Origin of the sequence: Shinella sp. AETb1-6, assembly GCF_009826875.1 — a bacterium.
GTDB classification, from domain to species: Bacteria; Pseudomonadota; Alphaproteobacteria; order Rhizobiales; family Rhizobiaceae; genus Shinella; species Shinella sumterensis.
In genome coordinates, this window is the sequence record NZ_WUMM01000004.1 from 376,685 (window position 1) to 392,475 (window position 15,791).

General features: G+C 69.3%; 18 protein-coding genes. All 18 read left to right on the forward strand.

The features are described 5' to 3' along the window. Positions 1-98: 98 nt before the first annotated feature. The gene (locus GR158_RS09580; protein WP_134647587.1) at positions 99-650 is read left to right on the forward strand and encodes a hypothetical protein; all 552 of its coding nucleotides are present in this window, start codon (positions 99-101) and stop codon (positions 648-650) included. Positions 651-723: 73 nt separating this feature from the next. Continuing rightward, positions 724-2,127: a DNA-packaging protein gene (locus tag GR158_RS09585; protein ID WP_246665596.1), complete on the forward strand. Its 1,404-nt coding sequence runs from the start codon at positions 724-726 to the stop codon at positions 2,125-2,127. Positions 2,128-2,129: 2 nt separating this feature from the next. Then, the gene (locus GR158_RS09590; RefSeq protein WP_160870890.1) at positions 2,130-2,753 is read left to right on the forward strand and encodes a glycoside hydrolase family 19 protein; all 624 of its coding nucleotides are present in this window, start codon (positions 2,130-2,132) and stop codon (positions 2,751-2,753) included. Between the two features lie 214 nt (positions 2,754-2,967). Beyond that, on the forward strand, positions 2,968-4,122 hold the full coding sequence (locus GR158_RS09595; RefSeq protein ID WP_160870891.1) for a phage portal protein: 1,155 nt from the start codon (positions 2,968-2,970) through the stop codon (positions 4,120-4,122). A gap of 339 nt (positions 4,123-4,461) precedes the next feature. Continuing rightward, positions 4,462-4,770, forward strand: coding sequence for a DUF6107 family protein (locus GR158_RS09600; RefSeq protein WP_134647580.1), 309 nt, complete (start codon positions 4,462-4,464; stop codon positions 4,768-4,770). 115 nt (positions 4,771-4,885) lie between these two features. Beyond that, positions 4,886-5,443: an HK97 family phage prohead protease gene (locus tag GR158_RS09605; protein ID WP_134647578.1), complete on the forward strand. Its 558-nt coding sequence runs from the start codon at positions 4,886-4,888 to the stop codon at positions 5,441-5,443. Between the two features lie 17 nt (positions 5,444-5,460). Further along, the gene (locus tag GR158_RS09610) at positions 5,461-6,711 is read left to right on the forward strand and encodes a phage major capsid protein (RefSeq protein ID WP_160870892.1); all 1,251 of its coding nucleotides are present in this window, start codon (positions 5,461-5,463) and stop codon (positions 6,709-6,711) included. Between the two features lie 268 nt (positions 6,712-6,979). After that, entirely contained in the window at positions 6,980-7,549 is a 570-nt protein-coding gene (locus GR158_RS09615) for a phage head-tail connector protein (protein ID WP_160870893.1), read from the forward strand. Beyond that, on the forward strand, positions 7,549-7,881 hold the full coding sequence (locus GR158_RS09620; RefSeq protein WP_160870894.1) for a phage head closure protein: 333 nt from the start codon (positions 7,549-7,551) through the stop codon (positions 7,879-7,881). Before GR158_RS09615 ends, GR158_RS09620 begins: the two co-directional genes overlap by 1 nt. Next, positions 7,878-8,285: a DUF3168 domain-containing protein gene (locus GR158_RS09625; protein ID WP_160870895.1), complete on the forward strand. Its 408-nt coding sequence runs from the start codon at positions 7,878-7,880 to the stop codon at positions 8,283-8,285. The genes GR158_RS09620 and GR158_RS09625 overlap by 4 nt, the downstream gene beginning before the upstream one ends. 26 nt (positions 8,286-8,311) lie before the next feature. Continuing rightward, complete coding sequence (locus GR158_RS09630; RefSeq protein WP_134647567.1) at positions 8,312-8,719, forward strand: phage major tail protein, TP901-1 family; 408 nt, start codon at positions 8,312-8,314, stop codon at positions 8,717-8,719. Further along, positions 8,719-9,057 (forward strand): gene transfer agent family protein, encoded by a 339-nt coding sequence (locus GR158_RS09635; protein WP_160870896.1) that lies wholly within the window; start codon positions 8,719-8,721, stop codon positions 9,055-9,057. The genes GR158_RS09630 and GR158_RS09635 overlap by 1 nt, the downstream gene beginning before the upstream one ends. Then, the gene (locus GR158_RS09640) at positions 9,054-9,275 is read left to right on the forward strand and encodes a rcc01693 family protein (RefSeq protein ID WP_134647563.1); all 222 of its coding nucleotides are present in this window, start codon (positions 9,054-9,056) and stop codon (positions 9,273-9,275) included. The genes GR158_RS09635 and GR158_RS09640 overlap by 4 nt, the downstream gene beginning before the upstream one ends. A 3-nt stretch (positions 9,276-9,278) precedes the next feature. Next, complete coding sequence (locus tag GR158_RS09645; protein WP_160870897.1) at positions 9,279-9,827, forward strand: phage tail tape measure protein; 549 nt, start codon at positions 9,279-9,281, stop codon at positions 9,825-9,827. A 162-nt stretch (positions 9,828-9,989) separates the two neighbouring features. Next, positions 9,990-10,625: a DUF2460 domain-containing protein gene (locus GR158_RS09650; RefSeq protein WP_134647559.1), complete on the forward strand. Its 636-nt coding sequence runs from the start codon at positions 9,990-9,992 to the stop codon at positions 10,623-10,625. Continuing rightward, positions 10,622-11,506 carry a DUF2163 domain-containing protein gene (locus tag GR158_RS09655; protein WP_160870898.1) on the forward strand — a complete coding sequence of 295 codons (885 nt, stop codon included), beginning with the start codon at positions 10,622-10,624 and terminating at the stop codon, positions 11,504-11,506. Before GR158_RS09650 ends, GR158_RS09655 begins: the two co-directional genes overlap by 4 nt. Continuing rightward, complete coding sequence (locus tag GR158_RS09660; RefSeq protein ID WP_160870899.1) at positions 11,499-11,939, forward strand: NlpC/P60 family protein; 441 nt, start codon at positions 11,499-11,501, stop codon at positions 11,937-11,939. The genes GR158_RS09655 and GR158_RS09660 overlap by 8 nt, the downstream gene beginning before the upstream one ends. Positions 11,940-11,942: 3 nt before the next feature. Beyond that, entirely contained in the window at positions 11,943-15,782 is a 3,840-nt protein-coding gene (locus GR158_RS09665) for a glycoside hydrolase/phage tail family protein (protein ID WP_160870900.1), read from the forward strand. Positions 15,783-15,791 lie beyond the last annotated feature (9 nt).

Consider the following 15,791-nt stretch of genomic DNA (forward strand, 5'->3'; position numbering starts at 1 on the left):
TTGATGGCTTCGGCGGCATCCGCCCGCGGCCGGCTTGAGAAAATTTTGTTAGGCGCTCGTTCCTATGGACCGGGCGCCTTTTCGTTTTCGGGTGTGCGATGGACCAGTTTTCGACGATCGATCTCGACCTGTTCGGCATTTCGCCTGACATGGCGGTCTATGACGGGCTCGGCGCGCGCCGGGCCGTTCTCGGCGGTGGAGCGGCGCCGCTGCTCGACACCAAGGCCGCCGCGCCGGGCGACCCCTTTCTCGACATGCAGGCGATGCTTCTCGAAATGACGAAGGAGCTGCGCGAGCGCTTCCAGCGGTTCCAGAGCCAGAAGGTTCTGGCCGAAGAGGATGCGGCCGCGGCCGTGGACGACGCGGCGCGCAAGGTCGCCCAGACCGACGCCAAGGCGGCCATCGAGGCCGTGTCGCTCATCGTGCGCACGCTGGAGAAGATCGACAGCCTCCAGCGCACGCTGATCAACGAGCGGGCCGAGGCGGACGCGGCCGGCGGTGACGACGAGAACGAGGCGGCGCTGATCGAGGAGTTCGAGCGGCTTGTCAACGTGCGCGTGAAGGAGCGGATGAATGCCGCCAAAAGCGAATGGATGCGCGAAATCCGGGCTGGCGGCGATGCTGCCGCGGGAATGGAAGGCGGGCCGTAAGGAACGGCGGGCCTGCCGTGCGATCGGAAAGAAGTCGGATGGGACGGTGAGGGCGGCGGCCGCGGGCTTGAGCATGATCGAGGAAAATCGTGGGCTGGCGGCCTTGCGGAATGCGGCCGATACGCTCGAAGGGGGACTGGGGCGGCGCGGCGCGGACGGCGAGGATGACCCCTCATCCCCCTGCCGGAACCTTCCTCGCGCAGGCGCAACGGCGGGCGCGTCACAAGCGCTTTCGGATGCCACGAAGCGGATCGTTCTCGACAATCGACGGCGGCTCGGTGGCTGGCATTTGACCGCGCGGCTGGCGCAGACGCCGCCTGAGGGCGATTGGCGGGTGTGGCTGCTGATGGGCGGCCGCGGCTCCGGCAAGACGCGGGCCGGGGCGGAGTGGGTGCAGGATATCGCGCTCAAGCAGCCCGGCATCCGTATCGCGCTGGTGGCGGAAACGCTGGGCGATGCGCGCGAAGTGATGATCGACGGCGTCTCCGGCATCTGCCGGATCGCCGGGCGCGGCAGGCCGGAATTCGAGGCCTCGCGCCGGCGGCTCGTCTGGCCGAACGGCTCGATCGGGCAGATCTTCTCGTCCGAAGACCCGGAAAGCCTTCGCGGGCCGCAGTTTCATTTCGCCTGGTGCGACGAGCTCGGCAAGTGGAAACACGCGCAGGAGACCTGGGACATGCTGCAATTCGGCCTGCGCCTCGGCGCGGATCCGCGCGTGCTGGTGACGACGACGCCGCGGCCGGTGCCGCTGCTGCGGGCGCTTGCGGCCGATCGGGCGACGGCCGTGCAGCGCATCCGTACCGACGACAATATCGACAACCTGTCTCCCGGCTTCCTGCGCGCCATGGCCGACCGTTACGGCGGCACGCGGCTCGGCCGGCAGGAGCTGGACGGCGAGCTGATCGCCGACCGCGAGGACGCGCTGTGGAGCCGCGCGCGGCTGGAGGCGATCCGCCTTCGCAACCCCGGGCCGCTGTCGCGCATCGTCGTGGCTGTCGATCCGCCGGCGACGGCGTCTGCGGCCTCGGTCTGCGGCATCGTCGCGGCGGGGCTCGACCAGACCGGGCGCGCCGTCGTGCTGGCCGACTGCTCGGTGACGGGCGCAAGCCCGGCGGGCTGGGCGGGTGCCGTGGTGCGTGCCTTCCGGCGCTTCGACGCGGACCGCGTCGTGGCGGAAGTCAACCAGGGCGGCGACATGGTGACGGCGATGCTGCGCAGCGTCGACGCCGACCTGCCGGTTTCGACGGTCCGGGCGACGCGCGGCAAATTCCTGCGCGCCGAGCCGGTGGCCGCCCTCTACGAACAGGGCCGTGTGGCCCATGCGGCGGCCTTTGCCGAGCTGGAGGACCAGATGTGCGATTTCGGCCCGGACGGGCTGTCTTCCGGCCGCTCGCCGGACCGGCTCGATGCGCTCGTCTGGGCGCTGACGGCGCTGGTACTCGACCGGCAGGGCGAACCGCGCGTGCGGGGGATATGACGATGGTAATCGATCGCAAGGGCTTTTTCGACGGCGTGCGCGGGCCGCTCTATGGCGGGCGGCTGGCGCGCGCGCAGGTGGCCGGCATGACGGCGCTCATCGACCGTTTCGAAGCGGGCGGCGGGACGTACGGCGAAACGGGCGACCGGCGTTTCCTCGCCTATATGCTGGCGACGGCGCATCACGAGACGGGCGGGCGCATGCAGCCGGTGCGCGAGACCTTCGCGGCGAGCGACGACACCGCGATCGCCCGCCTCGACCGGGCCTTTGCCGAGGGCCGCCTGCCGCAGGTCTCCGCGCCCTACTGGCGGCGCGACGCCGACGGGAGGACCTGGCTCGGGCGCGGGCTGGTCCAGATCACGCACCGGCGCAACTACGAGAGGCTGTCATCGCTGATCGGCGTCGATCTCGTGCAGCGCCCCGAGCGGGCGATGGAGATGGCCGTGTCGGTGGAAATCCTCGTCGTCGGCATGCTGCGCGGGGCCTTCACCGGCCGGCGGCTGGCCGACTGTTTTTCACCCGGCCGCGCCGACTGGATCGGCGCGCGGCGCATCATCAACGGACTGGACCGCGCCGAGCGTGTGGCGGGGTACGGGCGGGCGTTTTTCGCCGCGCTGGGCGGGTAGGCGGCGGCGGTACTGCCCCCTCATCCGGCTGCCGCCACCTTCTCCCCGACGGGGAGAAGGGGATTGGGGGACCGTTTTCCCGGAGAAACCGCCTTCAATGGCGAGGAAACCGTCTCAACCTGCTCCTTCGCCCCGCTTGCGGGGGGAAGGTCCCGGCAGGGGATGAGGGGCGCTTCCCTGCACGAACCGCATCTTGCAACGAACCGAGGGCATCATGAAACTGCCATCCATTTTCTCCCGACGGCGCGCGGCGCCGGCGGAAACCAAGGCGTCGGGCTTCTTCACGCTGACGGCCGAGGGGCGGGCGCACTGGTCGAGCCGGTCCTATGCCTCGCTGTCGCGCGAGGGCTTCATGAAGAACCCGATCGCGCACCGGGCGGTTCGGATGATCGCGGAGGCCGCCGCCTCGGTGCCCTGGCTTGCCTATGAGGGCGAGAGCGAGCGGCCGGGCGACGGGCGTCTTGCGCTGCTGTCCCGGCCGAACGGGCGCATGGCGGGCACGGATTTCTTCGAGACGCTCTACGGGCATCTGCTGCTTGCCGGCAATGCCTTCGTCGAGGGCGTGCGGGTGGGCGACGAGTTGCGCGAACTGCACCTCCTGCGGCCCGACCGGGTGCGCATCGTCGAGGGGCGCGACGGCTGGCCGGAAGCCTATGAATACCGCACCGGCAACCATGTGCGCCGGCACCGCGCGGGCGACGGGGCTGCGGGCGAGGGGCAGGCGATCCTGCATCTGCGGCTGTTTCACCCGCTCGACGACCAGCTCGGCTTCGCACCGCTCGAGGCCGCCTCCATGGCGCTCGATCTCTCCAATGCCGCGGCGATCTGGAACAAGGCGCTGCTCGACAATTCGGCGCGTCCCTCCGGTGCGCTCGTCTACCAGCCCAAGGAGGGCGGCAATCTTTCGCCCGACCAGTATGCGCGGCTGAAGAGCGAACTGGAGGACGGCTATTCGGGCGCGGCGCGTGCCGGGCGGCCGATGCTGCTGGAAGGCGGGCTCGACTGGAAGGCGATGGGGCTTTCGCCGCGCGAGATGGATTTCGTGGAGGCCAAGAACGGTGCGGCGCGCGACATCGCGCTCGCCTTCGGCGTGCCGCCCATGCTGATCGGCGTGCCCGGCGACGCGACCTACGCCAACTACCAGGAGGCCAACCGTGCCTTCTGGCGGCTGACGGTGCTGCCGCTGGTGAGCCGCACCGCCGCCGCCTTCGCCAACTGGTTCTCCGAGGAAGGCGAGGCCGCGCTGCGGCTGGTGCCGGACCTCGATCAGGTGAGCGGCCTGGCCGCCGAGCGCTCCGAACTGTGGGCGCGCTTGGGAGCGGCCGGTTTCCTGACGGACGAGGAGAAGCGGCGGGCGGTGGGGTATTGAGGGGCGATGGGGCTGCCCTCTGATCGCTTGCGCGAGAGGTGCGGACGCGAAGAACTCTGGCGGTTAGGTTTGAGGGTGCGGTGCACCCCCTCTGCCCGGCAGGGCAGAGGGGGTGATCCTCCGAAAGCACTCTAAAAATCAGTACGTTGCCCGCAGGACCTGAATCGTTTTGCCGCCATCCGGATTCAACATCTGAACGCGTTGAATCGGATTTCGAGGAAAGCGCGCCAAGGGATTCAAAAGACTCAGCGTTTGCCGCGCCCGCTGCAGAGAAGCCGGCGTGTTCTCGGCCATTTGGCCGATGCTTCTGGATTTCATAATAATCTGAAAGGCTTAACAATGGCTGACTTCGGAAACGACGGCGGGCTGTGGACGGCCCGCCTGGTCGGGGCGTCGGCGGGTGCCGCCGTCTCGTTGATCTACCTGCTGCCCAAAAGCCGTCGCGAGGCGGCGTGCCGGTTCTTCACCGGCCTTGCCTGCGGGCTCGTCTTCGGCGGCCCGGCCGGGCTGTGGATCGCCGTCCGCCTCGGCATCGCGAGCTATCTCGGGCCGGTGGAGGTGCTGTTGACCGGATCGGCTGCGGCAAGCCTCTCGGCCTGGTGGGGCCTCGGCGTCCTGGCGCGGGCGGCGGAGCGGATGAGGCAGTGAGGGAGCGAATAGCGAATAGCGAATAGGGGCCGGCAGGCGATGACCGGTCCGCCCCCCAATTCGCTACTTCCAATTCGTTATTCGCCCTTTTCCAATCCAAACATCGGAGCAACCCATGACAACCGACGACCTGCCGGTCTGGCGGACGAAGAAGTATGCCGATCTGACACTGGCCGGGGTTTCCGGCGACGGGGCGTTTTCGGGCTATGCGAGCCTGTTCGGCGAGGTGGACCTGGGCAAGGACGCGATTGCGCCTGGCGCCTTCGTGCAATCGCTCGCCAAGCGCGGCGCTTCGGGCGTGCGCATGCTCTTCCAGCACGATCCGGCCGAGCCCATCGGGCGCTGGCGCACCATCCGCGAGGACGAGCGCGGGCTTTACGTCGAGGGCGTGCTGTCGCCCGGCGTGGCGCGGGCCCGCGAGGTGCTGAACCTCATGAAGTCGGGCGCGCTCGACGGCCTCTCCATCGGTTTCCAGACGGTGCGCTCCCGCACCGACCGCTCGAGCGGCGTGCGGCGCATCCTGGAGGCCGATCTCTGGGAAATCTCGATCGTCACCTTTCCCATGCTGCCTTCGGCGCGGGTGTCGAACGTGAAGAATGCGCGGTGGTTCCGCGACAAGGAAACGGAGCTCGTGCGCACCATGCGCCGGGCGGCCCGGATGATGCAACGCTAACAGGAGCACAGCACGACATGACGCAGACACCGAAGACCGCGCCGGAAATCAAGGCCGTGCCGGAAACCATGACCGCCGCCTTCGACGACTTCATGGAGGCCTTCGAATCCTTCAAGGAGACCAACGACCGAAGGCTCGGCGAGATCGAGCAGAAACTGACCGCCGACGTGGTGACCCGCGAGAAGGTGGACCGCATCAACCGCGCCATGGACGACCACAAGCGCGTGCTCGACCAGCTGGCGCTGAAGAAGGCGCGGCCGGCGCTTGGCGGCAGCGGCGCCGTCAGCCTGGAAGCGGCCGAGCACAAGGCGGCGTTCTCCGCCTATATGCGCCGCGGTGACGAAAGCGCCCTGCGCGCGCTGGACGAAAAGGCCATGTCGGTCGGCTCGGCGGCCGACGGCGGCTATCTCGTGCCGCCGGAAACCGACACCGAAATCGGCCGCCGGCTTTCCGCGGCCTCGCCGATCCGGGCGCTCGCCACGGTTCGCCAGGTTTCGGGCGCGGTGCTGAAGAAGCCGTTTGCAACATCGGGCATGGCCTCCGGCTGGGTGTCCGAAACGGCCTCGCGGCCGCAGACCGGCACGGCGCAGCTTGCCGAACTCTCCTTCCCGACCATGGAACTCTACGCCATGCCGGCGGCGACGGCGGCCCTGCTCGACGATGCGGCGGTGGACGTGGAAAGCTGGATCGCGTCGGAGGTGGACATCGTCTTCGGCGAGCAGGAGGGCACCGCCTTCGTTTCCGGCGACGGCACCAACAAGCCGAAGGGTTTCCTCAGCTACACCAATGTGGCGGATGCCGCCTGGAGCTGGGGCAATATCGGCTATATCGCCACGGGGGCGGCCGGCGCCTTCAAGGCGAGCGGCCCGTCCGACACGCTGATCGACACGATCTATGCGCTGAAGGCGGGGCACCGGCAGAATGCCAGCTTCGTGATGAACCGCAAGACGCAAGCGGCGATCCGCAAGTTCAAGGATGCCGACGGCAACTATCTGTGGCGCCCGCCGGCAACGCCGGGCCAGGCCGCCTCGCTGATGGGCTTCGCCATCGCCGAGGCCGAGGACATGCCCGACGTGGCGGCCGACAGCTTCGCCATCGCCTTCGGCGATTTCCGTGCCGGCTATCTCGTCGTCGACCGCACGGGCGTGCGCGTGCTGCGCGATCCCTATTCGGCCAAGCCCTATGTGCTGTTCTACACGACCAAGCGCGTGGGCGGCGGCGTGCAGAACTTCGAGGCGATCAAGCTGGTGAAGTTCGCGGCGAGCTGAGGCTGCGGCCGCCAGCTTTTCCGCTCCCTCTCCCCGCTTGCGGGGAGAGGGTTGGGTGAGGGGCGATCCGGCTTGGGACCTGCCGTGGATTGCCCCTCATCCGGCTGCCGCCACCTTCTCCCCGCAAGCGGGGCGAAGGGGTTATGGAGCGCCGCTTTCCTTCCTGCAATTTCCCTCGCACCGGCGGTCGTCCCCTGCCGCCGGTGCCGGCGGGCGCGGTTCTTCCTCCCGGCCGCGCCCGCATCCCTTTCATCGCAAGAGGACGACCATGACCATAACCGAACTTCTGCCGCCCGCGGCCGAGCCGATCACGCTCGCCGAGGCGAAGGCGCATCTGCGCCTGGAGACCGGCGACGAGGATGCGCTGCTTGCAGCACTCATCCGCACCGCCCGCAATCACCTGGAAAGCGAGACGGGGCTCTGCCTCATCACGCGGACGCTGAGGCTTTATCTTGACGACTGGCCGGACGGACAGGTGATTCAGATTGCCAGAGGGCCGGTGCAAACCGTTGAAACCGTGACGGTTTACGATGAGCTGGGCGACCCGGTGGAGGTGGCGCTTGCAGGCGCCGTGCTCGACGGTACCGCCCGGCCCGCCCGGCTCCTCCTGCCGGACCGTCCGGAAACCAGGCGCGCGCTCAACGGCATCGAGATCGATTTCACCGCCGGCTTCGGCGAAAGCGGCGCGGACGTGCCCGACACGCTGAAGCGGGCGCTGCTGCTGCATGTGGCCACGATGTTCGAGCTGCGCGGCGTCGTCTCGCTGGACGACCAGCCGGGCGCGGTGCCGCAGGGCTACGACCGGCTCGTCGCACCCCATCGCCTGCGGAGGCTGTGATGACGAAACCCATCGACCCCGGCGCGCTGAGCGTGCGGCTGGTGCTGGAGCACCCGGTCGAGACGCCGGACGGGCAGGGCGGCGTGGAAACCGGGTTCGCCGCCCTTGCGACGCTCTGGGCGCGCATCGAGCCGGTATCGGCCGGCCTCAGTGAGGCGGGCGGCGCGCTGCAACGGCGGGTGACGCACCGGATCTGGCTGCGCGCGCGCGGCGATCTCGACGGCGGCATGCGGCTGCGCAAGGGCGCGCGCATCTTCGCGCTCGTCGCCTTCCGCGACCCGGACGAAACGGCGCGCTACACGCTCTGCGACTGCGAGGAGATGACCCCATGAGCGCGGCATCGGCCCTGCAGAAGGCGATCTTCGGACGGCTTTCATCCGATGCGGCGCTGACGGCGCTCGTCGGCCCCGGCGGCATTACAGATCGCCGGCTTTCGCAGCCGGCAGCGCCGCTTCTGGTGATCGCCGGCATCGACAGCGTCGATCATTCGACGGCGAGCGAGCCGGGCGAGCAGCACACGGTGCTGCTGGAGGCCTGGAGCGAGGCGGCGGGCCACAAGACGGTGCAGGCCATCGCGGCGGCGGTTCGCGCGGCCCTGCACGATGCGGCGCTCACACTGGACGGCCATCACCTCGTCTTCCTGCTGCACCTCGACACGCAGCTGCGGCGGGACGGCAAGTCGCGCTTCCACCGCGCCGAAATGCGCTTTCGGGCCGTGACCGAGCCCGTTTTCTAACAACGTTTCACGGAAAGGATCGGGCCATGGTGGCACAGAAGGGGCGGGATCTGCTGCTCAAAGTCGATAACGGGACGGGCTTTGCCACGGTTGCCGGGCTGCGCTCCAAGCGGCTGTCGTTCAACACGCAGCTCGTCGATGTGACGGACGCCGAATCGGCGGGACGCTGGCGGGAACTGCTGGGCGGGGCGGGTGTGCAGCGCGCGGCCATCTCCGGCAGCGGCATCTTCAAGGACCAGGCATCGGACGCGCTGGTGCGCTCGCTGTTCTTTGCCGGCACGATCATGCCGTGGCAGGTGGTGATCCCGGATTTCGGCAAGGTCTCCGGCGCCTTCCAGATCGCGGCGCTGGAATATTCCGGCGCGCATGACGGCGAGGTGGTCTTCGAGATCGCGCTGGAATCCGCGGGACAACTGACCTTCGAGGCGGTGTGATGGGCGCGCGGGCGAACCGCCACCGCGGCGAGATCGAAGCCGATCTCGACGGCGAGCGGCGGGTGCTGTGCCTGACGCTCGGCGCGCTGGCCGAACTGGAAACCGCCTTTGCCGTCGACAGTCTGACGGGGCTTGCCGAGCGCTTTTCATCGGGCCGGCTGAAGGCGGACGACCTGATCCGCATCATCGGCGCGGGGCTGCGCGGCGGCGGCAACCTGTTCAGCGACGAGGAGGTGGCGGCGATGGCGGTGGCGGACGGGCTTGCGGGCTTCGCGCGCATTGCCGCCGAACTGCTGCAGGCGACCTTCGGCGGGGCGGCGCAAAACGAAAACCCTTGAGGGCCGCATCCGGCGCGTCCGGCGCGGCACCTGCCTTCCCCTGGGAGGCGGTGCTGCATGCCGGGCTGTGCCGCATGCGGCTTTCCGCACGCGACTTCTGGGCGATGACGCCGCGCGAGCTTGGCTTCGCGCTCGGCCTGTTGCGGCCCTCGGCGGTGGTGCCGGGGCGCGGGGCCTTGACCGCCCTCATGCAGGCCTTTCCCGACGAGATGGAGTGAGACATGGCGACTTCGGACGACAATGGACGATCCGCCTCGCTTGCCGACACGCGGCAGCAGGCCGAGGCGCTGACCGACGTCTTCGACGACCTGGAGGCGCGCTCGCGCTCCTTCGGCTTCGCGCTGACCTCGGCGCTGAAGGGCGCGGTGGTGGACGGACGCGGGCTCGACAGCGTGCTGCGCGGGCTCGCGCTGCGCATGAGCGACATCGCGCTTTCGGTGGGCCTGAAGCCGCTGGAAGGGTTGCTTTCGTCGGGCATTTCCACCCTGCTCGGCGGCGCGACGCCCTTTGCCAAGGGCGGCGTCGTGGCGGCGCCGACCTATTTCGGCGGCGGCGGCGGGCTTGGGCTGATGGGCGAGGCGGGGGCGGAAGCGATCCTGCCGCTGAAGCGCGGCCCGGACGGTTCGCTCGGCGTTGCCGCCGGCGGGGGCGGGGCGTCGCAGATCGTCTTCAACGTGACGACGCAGGATGCGGCAAGCTTCCGCAAATCCGAGGGACAGATCGCCGCCATGCTGACGCGTGCGGTGGGACGCGGGCAACGGAGTTTGTGAGCGTTCGGGAGCGGGAACCCTTCTTCCCGCAGGCTGGGAGAAGGGGCTGGGGGCGCGGGTTTGCCAGATCGCCGACGCGCATCGTTGGGGATGGCGTTGCTGTAACCGCCTTCCCTTTTGGGACAAGGCGGCAGTGCAGCCATATTCTTTGGAGATATCCGGATGGCAGGATTTCATGATGTGCGGTTTCCGTTGCGCGTCGCGCTCGGCACGAGCGGCGGGCCGGTGCGGCGCACGGATATCGTCAGCCTTTCCAACGGGCGCGAGAACCGCAATCGCCGCTGGCAGGATGCGCGCCGGCGCTACGACGCCGGCTCGGGCGTGCGCTCCGTGGACGATCTCTACGCGGTGCTGAACTTCTTCGAGGCGCGGGCCGGGCAGTTCAACGGGTTCCGCTTCCGCGATCCCGTCGACCACAAGTCCTGCGCGCCCGGCGCGACCGTGAGCGCGAGCGACCAGTTGCTCGGCACCGCGGACGGGACGACGGCGATGTTCCGGCTGGTGAAGCGCTATGCGGATGCCGGCGGCGAGACGGTGCGGCCGATCGAAAAACCCGTGGCGGGCACGGTGGTGGTCTCGGTGGCGGGTGCCGTGGTGCCGGCGGGCGACTATGTCGTCAACCACGCGGCCGGTCTCGTGACCTTCAAGCCGGACAGGATTCCGGCTGCGGGCGCGGTGCGGGCGGGCTTCGAATTCGACGTGCCGGTGCGCTTCGATACCGACCGGATCGATATCGATCTCGCGCAGTTCGATGCGGGTCGCATCCCGTCCATCCCGCTGGTGGAGATCAGGCCATGAGGACGATCCCGGCAGGGCTGCAGGCCCATCTCGACGGCGAGGCGACGACACTGTGCAACGCCTGGCGCGTCGTGCGCCGCGACGGCGTCGTTCTCGGCTTTACGGATCATGACCGCGACCTTGACTTCGACGGCCTCACCTATCTCGCGGCGAGCGGCTTCGAGGCGAGCGAGACGGAGGACGGCAACAGCCTTTCCGCCGAGGGCGGCGATGTCTCCGGCGGTTTTTCGGCGGATGCGATCACGGCGGAGGACCTGTCGGCCGGGCGCTATGACGGCGCGAAGGTCGAGGTCTTCCTGGTCAACTGGCAGGCGACCGGGCAGCGGCTCCTTCTGCGCACCGCCGAGCTCGGCGAAGTGCGCCGCGAGGGCGGGCTGTTCCGCGCCGAGCTTCGGCGCCTGACGCACACCCTCGATCAGGTGAAGGGCCGCATCTATGGCCGCCAGTGCGACGCCGTGCTGGGCGATGCGCGCTGCGGCGTCAATCTCGCGGCCTACCGCGCGACCGCGACGGTCAGCGCGGTCACGGATGACATGCACATCGAGGTGACCGGCCTTTCGGGTTTCGCGGAGCGTTTCTTCCGCTACGGCGTGCTTTCCTTCACCGGCGGGGCCGCGGCCGGGCTTTCGGCCGATATCGAGGATCACCGCAAGGCGGCCGGTGCCGATTCTCTCACGCTCTGGCTGCCCATGGCGGCGGGTGTGGCCGTCGGCGATACGTTGCAGGTGACGGCGGGCTGCGACAAGCGCTTTTCCACCTGCAAGGCGAAATTCAACAACAGGCTGAACTTCCAGGGTTTTCCCCATATGCCGGGCAGCGATTTCAGCTACGGCTATGCCGACGGCCAGACGGTGCATGACGGGAGGCCGCTCTATGGCTGACGATTTCGGCGACCGGGTCGTGGCCGTGGCGCGCGGTTTCATCGGCACGCCCTACCGGCATCAGGGATCGCGGAAGGGCGTCGGCTGCGATTGCCTGGGGCTGGTGCGCGGCGTCTGGCGCGAACTCTACGGCGCCGAGCCGGAGGTGCCCGCACCCTATGCGCCCGACTGGGCGGAGCGGGCAGGCGAGGAGCGGTTGCTGCTCGCCGCCGCGCGGCACTGCGGGCCGGCGCTGCCCGCCTCGGCGCTCAGGCCGGGCGATCTCCTCATCTTCCGCTGGCAGGAGGGGGCGGCGGCCAAGCATGCCGGCATCGCCGCGCCGGATGCGCGCTTCATTCATGCCTATGAGCAGGCGGCGGTGATCGAATCGCCGCTCATTCCCTCCTGGCGCCGGCGCATCGCCGGCGTCTTCCGTTTCCCGGAGCTTTCCTGATCCATGGCGACCATTCTCTTTCAGGCTGCGGGTGCGGCCCTCGGCGGCGTGTTCGGCCCCGTCGGCGCCATCGTCGGCCGTGCCGTCGGCGCGCTCGCGGGCTCCATCGTGGACCGCTCCCTCATCAACGGTTCGAAGACGATCACGGGCCCGCGGCTGGGCGATGCGCGCCTGCCGGGCGCCGACGAGGGCACGGCGATCGGCCGCGTCTACGGCACGATGCGGGTGGGCGGCACGCTGATCTGGGCGACGCGCTTCGAGGAGGAGGTGTCGGTCGAGCGGCAGGGCGGCAAGGGCCGCGGACCGCGCGTCGAGACCTATCGCTACTATGCGAACCTTGCGGTCGGCATCTGTGAAGGGCCGATCGCGGCGGTGCGCCGCGTCTGGGCCGACGGCCGCGAACTCGACCTGCGCTCCGTCGAGATGCGCATCCACAAGGGCACCCGCACGCAGCAGCCCGATCCTCTGATCGAGGCCAAGCAGGGCGCCGGCAACACGCCGGCCTATCGCGGGCTCGCCTATGCGGTGTTCGAACGCCTACCGCTCGACAGCTACGGCAACCGCCTGCCGGTGCTGCAATTCGAGGTGCTGCGGCCGGTCGGCGCGCTGGAAACCGATATCCGCGCGGTCACGATCATTCCCGGCTCGAGCGAGCACGGCTACGATCCCGGCCTGGTGACGGAGAACTTCGGCAACGGCTCGGCGCGCCATGTCAACCGCAACACGCTGACCGCTTCCACCGACTGGCAGGCCTCCATCGACGAACTCCAGGCGCTGTGTCCCAACCTCAAGCGCGTCGGGCTGGTGGTGGGGTGGTTCGGCACGGACCTGCGGGCAGGCCAGTGCCGGATCGTTCCGGGCGTCGAGGTTTCCGCGCGCGGGCAGGAAACCCGGCCCTGGCGGGTTTCGGGCATTGCCCGCGGCAACGCCCATGTGGTGAGCCGCAACGGCGGCTCGCCTGCCTATGGCGGCACGCCGTCCGATGCCGGCGTGATCGCGGCGATCCGCAATCTGAAGGCGCGCGGGCTGGAGGTCTATCTCTACCCCTTCCTTCTGATGGATGTTCCCACCGACAATACGTTGCCGGATCCCTATGGCGCGGCCCGGCAGGCGCCCTATCCCTGGCGCGGCCGCATCACCTGTTATCCACCGGGCGCCGACAAGACGAACGCCGCGCGCAGCCAGGTCCAGGCATTCCTCGGCAACGCACAGGCCGGTCACTTCTCGGTCTCAGGCGAGACGGTCACGGGACCGGCCGGCGACAGCGGTTTTCGCCGGCTGATCCTGCATTACGCACATCTGGCCGAAGTGGCGGGCGGCGTGCACGGCTTCCTCATCGGGTCGGAGATGCGCGGCCTCACCTGGCTGCGCGACGCGGCCGGGCGCTTTCCCTTCGTCGACGGCCTCTGCGACCTGGCGGCCGATGTGCGCGCGGTGCTGCGCGCCGGCACGAAGATCACCTATGCGGCCGACTGGAGCGAGTATTTCGGTTTCCAGCCGGGCGATGGCAGCGGCGAGGTGCGCTATCACCTCGATCCGCTCTGGGCCTCGTCCGCCATCGATGCCGTCGGTATCGACAATTACATGCCGCTTGCCGACTGGCAGGACGGCGACACGGTCGCGGGCAATCCCGACGGCTTCCGCCATGCGGAGGACGCGGCCGCGATGCGTGCCCATATCACGAGCGGCGAGGGTTTCGACTGGTACTATGCCAGCGCCGCCGACCGCCGCACTCGCAACCGCACACCGATCACCGACGGCATGGCGGGCAAGCCCTGGGTGTACCGCTACAAGGACATCGAAAGCTGGTGGGCGAACCGCCATTACGAGCGCGGCCCCGGCGGCACCGAGCTTGCCAGTCCGACGGCGTGGCTGCCGCGCTCCAAGCCCATCTGGTTCACGGAGCTCGGCTGCCCGGCCGTGGACAAGGGCGCGAACCAGCCCAATGTCTTCGTCGATCCGAAAAGCGCGGAAAACGCGCTGCCCTATCATTCGGGCGGTGCGCGCGCCGATTCGATCCAGCGTCGTTTCCTCGATGCGCATCACGGCTGGTGGCAGGGGCCCGGCCCGGAACCCGGCATGGTCGATCCCGGGCGCATCTTCCTGTGGACCTGGGATGCGCGGCCCTATCCGGCCTTCCCGCAAAAAACCGGGCTCTGGTCCGACGGCAGCAACTGGCAGCGCGGCCACTGGCTGAGCGGGCGGCTCGGCGCCGGCACCGTCGCCGACGTCATCGCCGCCATCCTGCGCGACCACGGCTTCGAGGATTTCGACGTGTCGGGCGTTTCCGGCGACCTGCCGGGCTTCGTGCAGGGCGAGCAGGCTTCGGCGCGGTCGATGATCGAGCCGATCATGGCGGCGTTCCAGATCGACGCGCTGGAGGCCAACGGCCGGCTGACCTTCCGCTCGCGGCTGAAATCCGCGCTGCCGCCCGATGACCTCGATGTGCTGGCCGAGCGGCCGGACGAGACGCTGTTCGAGGAAAGCCGCGCGCATATCAGCGAGTTTGCCGGCGAAGCGATCCTCGATCACTTCGACGATGCCGGCGCCTATGCGCATGCCACGACGCGCTCGCGCCGCATGGCCGGCGGCACGGACCGGGTGTTGCGGCTCGGCCTGCCGGCCGTGCTGCATGCGGGAGCGGCCGCCTCGGCGGTGGAAACGGCCTTGCGCGACCACCGGGCGGCGCAACGGCGGGTGACATTCCGTCTGCCGCCGACGGCGCTCGACATCACGCCCGGCGATGTCGTGCGGCTGGCGGACGGACCGGCAGGCCGTTTCCTGATCACCGACATCACCGACGGGCTGGTGCGGGAGGTGGAGGCGCGGGCGATCGCCGCCGGCGACGCCGGCGCACCGACCCTGGGCGAGGGCGGCGCGGACCCCGTGAACGGTCCGGGCCCGTCGGATGCCTTCGCACCCGAGATCGTCCTGCTCGACCTGCCGGTTCTCGGCTCCGGCGGCGCGCAGGATTTCGCGCGTGTCGCGGCCTATGCCAAGCCGTGGCGCGCCATGGTCGTCTCCAGTTCCGAGGGGCTGGAAGGGTTCAGGCCGCGGGTGCGGCTGGACAGGCCCGCACGAATCGGCCGGCTCGTCGAGCCGCTCGCGCCAGGGCCGGTGGGACTGTTCGACCTCGCCAATGTCATCGTCCTCGATCTGCCGGGCGGCGAGCTTGCCTCGGCCGATACCGTCAGCGTGCTCAACGGCGCGAATCGCATCGCCGTGCGCGGTGAAAACGGGGCATGGGAGGTGATCGGCTTCCAGGAGGCGAGCGAAATCGCCGCCGCCCGCTGGCGGCTCTCGGGCCTTTTGCGCGCCCTGCACGGCACGGAGGACGTTATGCTCCCGGGCCACGCCATGGACACGCAGGCGGTGGTGCTGGACGAGACGGTGCGGCCGCTCGGGCTCGATGTCGAGGAGGTGGGACGGCTCTCCAACTGGATCGTCGATGCCGTGGGCAGCCCGGAAGGCCAGGCCGGCCCCTATGCCTTTGCCGGCGGCGAACGCGCGCTGACGCCGCTCGCTCCGGTGCATCTGCGCGGCGAACGTGGGCCGGACGGCGCGGCGCGCTTTTCCTGGACACGGCGCGGCCGGATCGATTCGGACACCTGGCTTGCGACGGACATCCCGCTCGACGAGCCGAACGAGGCCTATCGCCTCGATATCCTCTCCGGTTCCACGGTGGTGCGGCGCTTCGAGGTGACGGCGCCGGCCTGCCTTTATCCATCCGCCAGCGAACTTGCCGATTTCGGCGCCGCGCAGGCGTCGATCACCATTCGTGTGCACCAGCTTGGCCGGGCAATCCCGCTCGGCCTTGCCGCGCAGGCAACCCTGAACCTCTAGGAGAAGACC

Coding starts and splice junctions, on each gene's coding strand:
- GR158_RS09580 (WP_134647587.1), top strand. CDS start 99: ATGGACCAGTTTTCGACGATCGATCTCGACCTGTTCGGCATTTCGCCT.
- GR158_RS09585 (WP_246665596.1), top strand. CDS start 724: ATGATCGAGGAAAATCGTGGGCTGGCGGCCTTGCGGAATGCGGCCGAT.
- GR158_RS09590 (WP_160870890.1), top strand. CDS start 2,130: ATGGTAATCGATCGCAAGGGCTTTTTCGACGGCGTGCGCGGGCCGCTC.
- GR158_RS09595 (WP_160870891.1), top strand. CDS start 2,968: ATGAAACTGCCATCCATTTTCTCCCGACGGCGCGCGGCGCCGGCGGAA.
- GR158_RS09600 (WP_134647580.1), top strand. CDS start 4,462: ATGGCTGACTTCGGAAACGACGGCGGGCTGTGGACGGCCCGCCTGGTC.
- GR158_RS09605 (WP_134647578.1), top strand. CDS start 4,886: ATGACAACCGACGACCTGCCGGTCTGGCGGACGAAGAAGTATGCCGAT.
- GR158_RS09610 (WP_160870892.1), top strand. CDS start 5,461: ATGACGCAGACACCGAAGACCGCGCCGGAAATCAAGGCCGTGCCGGAA.
- GR158_RS09615 (WP_160870893.1), top strand. CDS start 6,980: ATGACCATAACCGAACTTCTGCCGCCCGCGGCCGAGCCGATCACGCTC.
- GR158_RS09620 (WP_160870894.1), top strand. CDS start 7,549: ATGACGAAACCCATCGACCCCGGCGCGCTGAGCGTGCGGCTGGTGCTG.
- GR158_RS09625 (WP_160870895.1), top strand. CDS start 7,878: ATGAGCGCGGCATCGGCCCTGCAGAAGGCGATCTTCGGACGGCTTTCA.
- GR158_RS09630 (WP_134647567.1), top strand. CDS start 8,312: ATGGTGGCACAGAAGGGGCGGGATCTGCTGCTCAAAGTCGATAACGGG.
- GR158_RS09635 (WP_160870896.1), top strand. CDS start 8,719: ATGGGCGCGCGGGCGAACCGCCACCGCGGCGAGATCGAAGCCGATCTC.
- GR158_RS09645 (WP_160870897.1), top strand. CDS start 9,279: ATGGCGACTTCGGACGACAATGGACGATCCGCCTCGCTTGCCGACACG.
- GR158_RS09650 (WP_134647559.1), top strand. CDS start 9,990: ATGGCAGGATTTCATGATGTGCGGTTTCCGTTGCGCGTCGCGCTCGGC.
- GR158_RS09655 (WP_160870898.1), top strand. CDS start 10,622: ATGAGGACGATCCCGGCAGGGCTGCAGGCCCATCTCGACGGCGAGGCG.
- GR158_RS09660 (WP_160870899.1), top strand. CDS start 11,499: ATGGCTGACGATTTCGGCGACCGGGTCGTGGCCGTGGCGCGCGGTTTC.
- GR158_RS09665 (WP_160870900.1), top strand. CDS start 11,943: ATGGCGACCATTCTCTTTCAGGCTGCGGGTGCGGCCCTCGGCGGCGTG.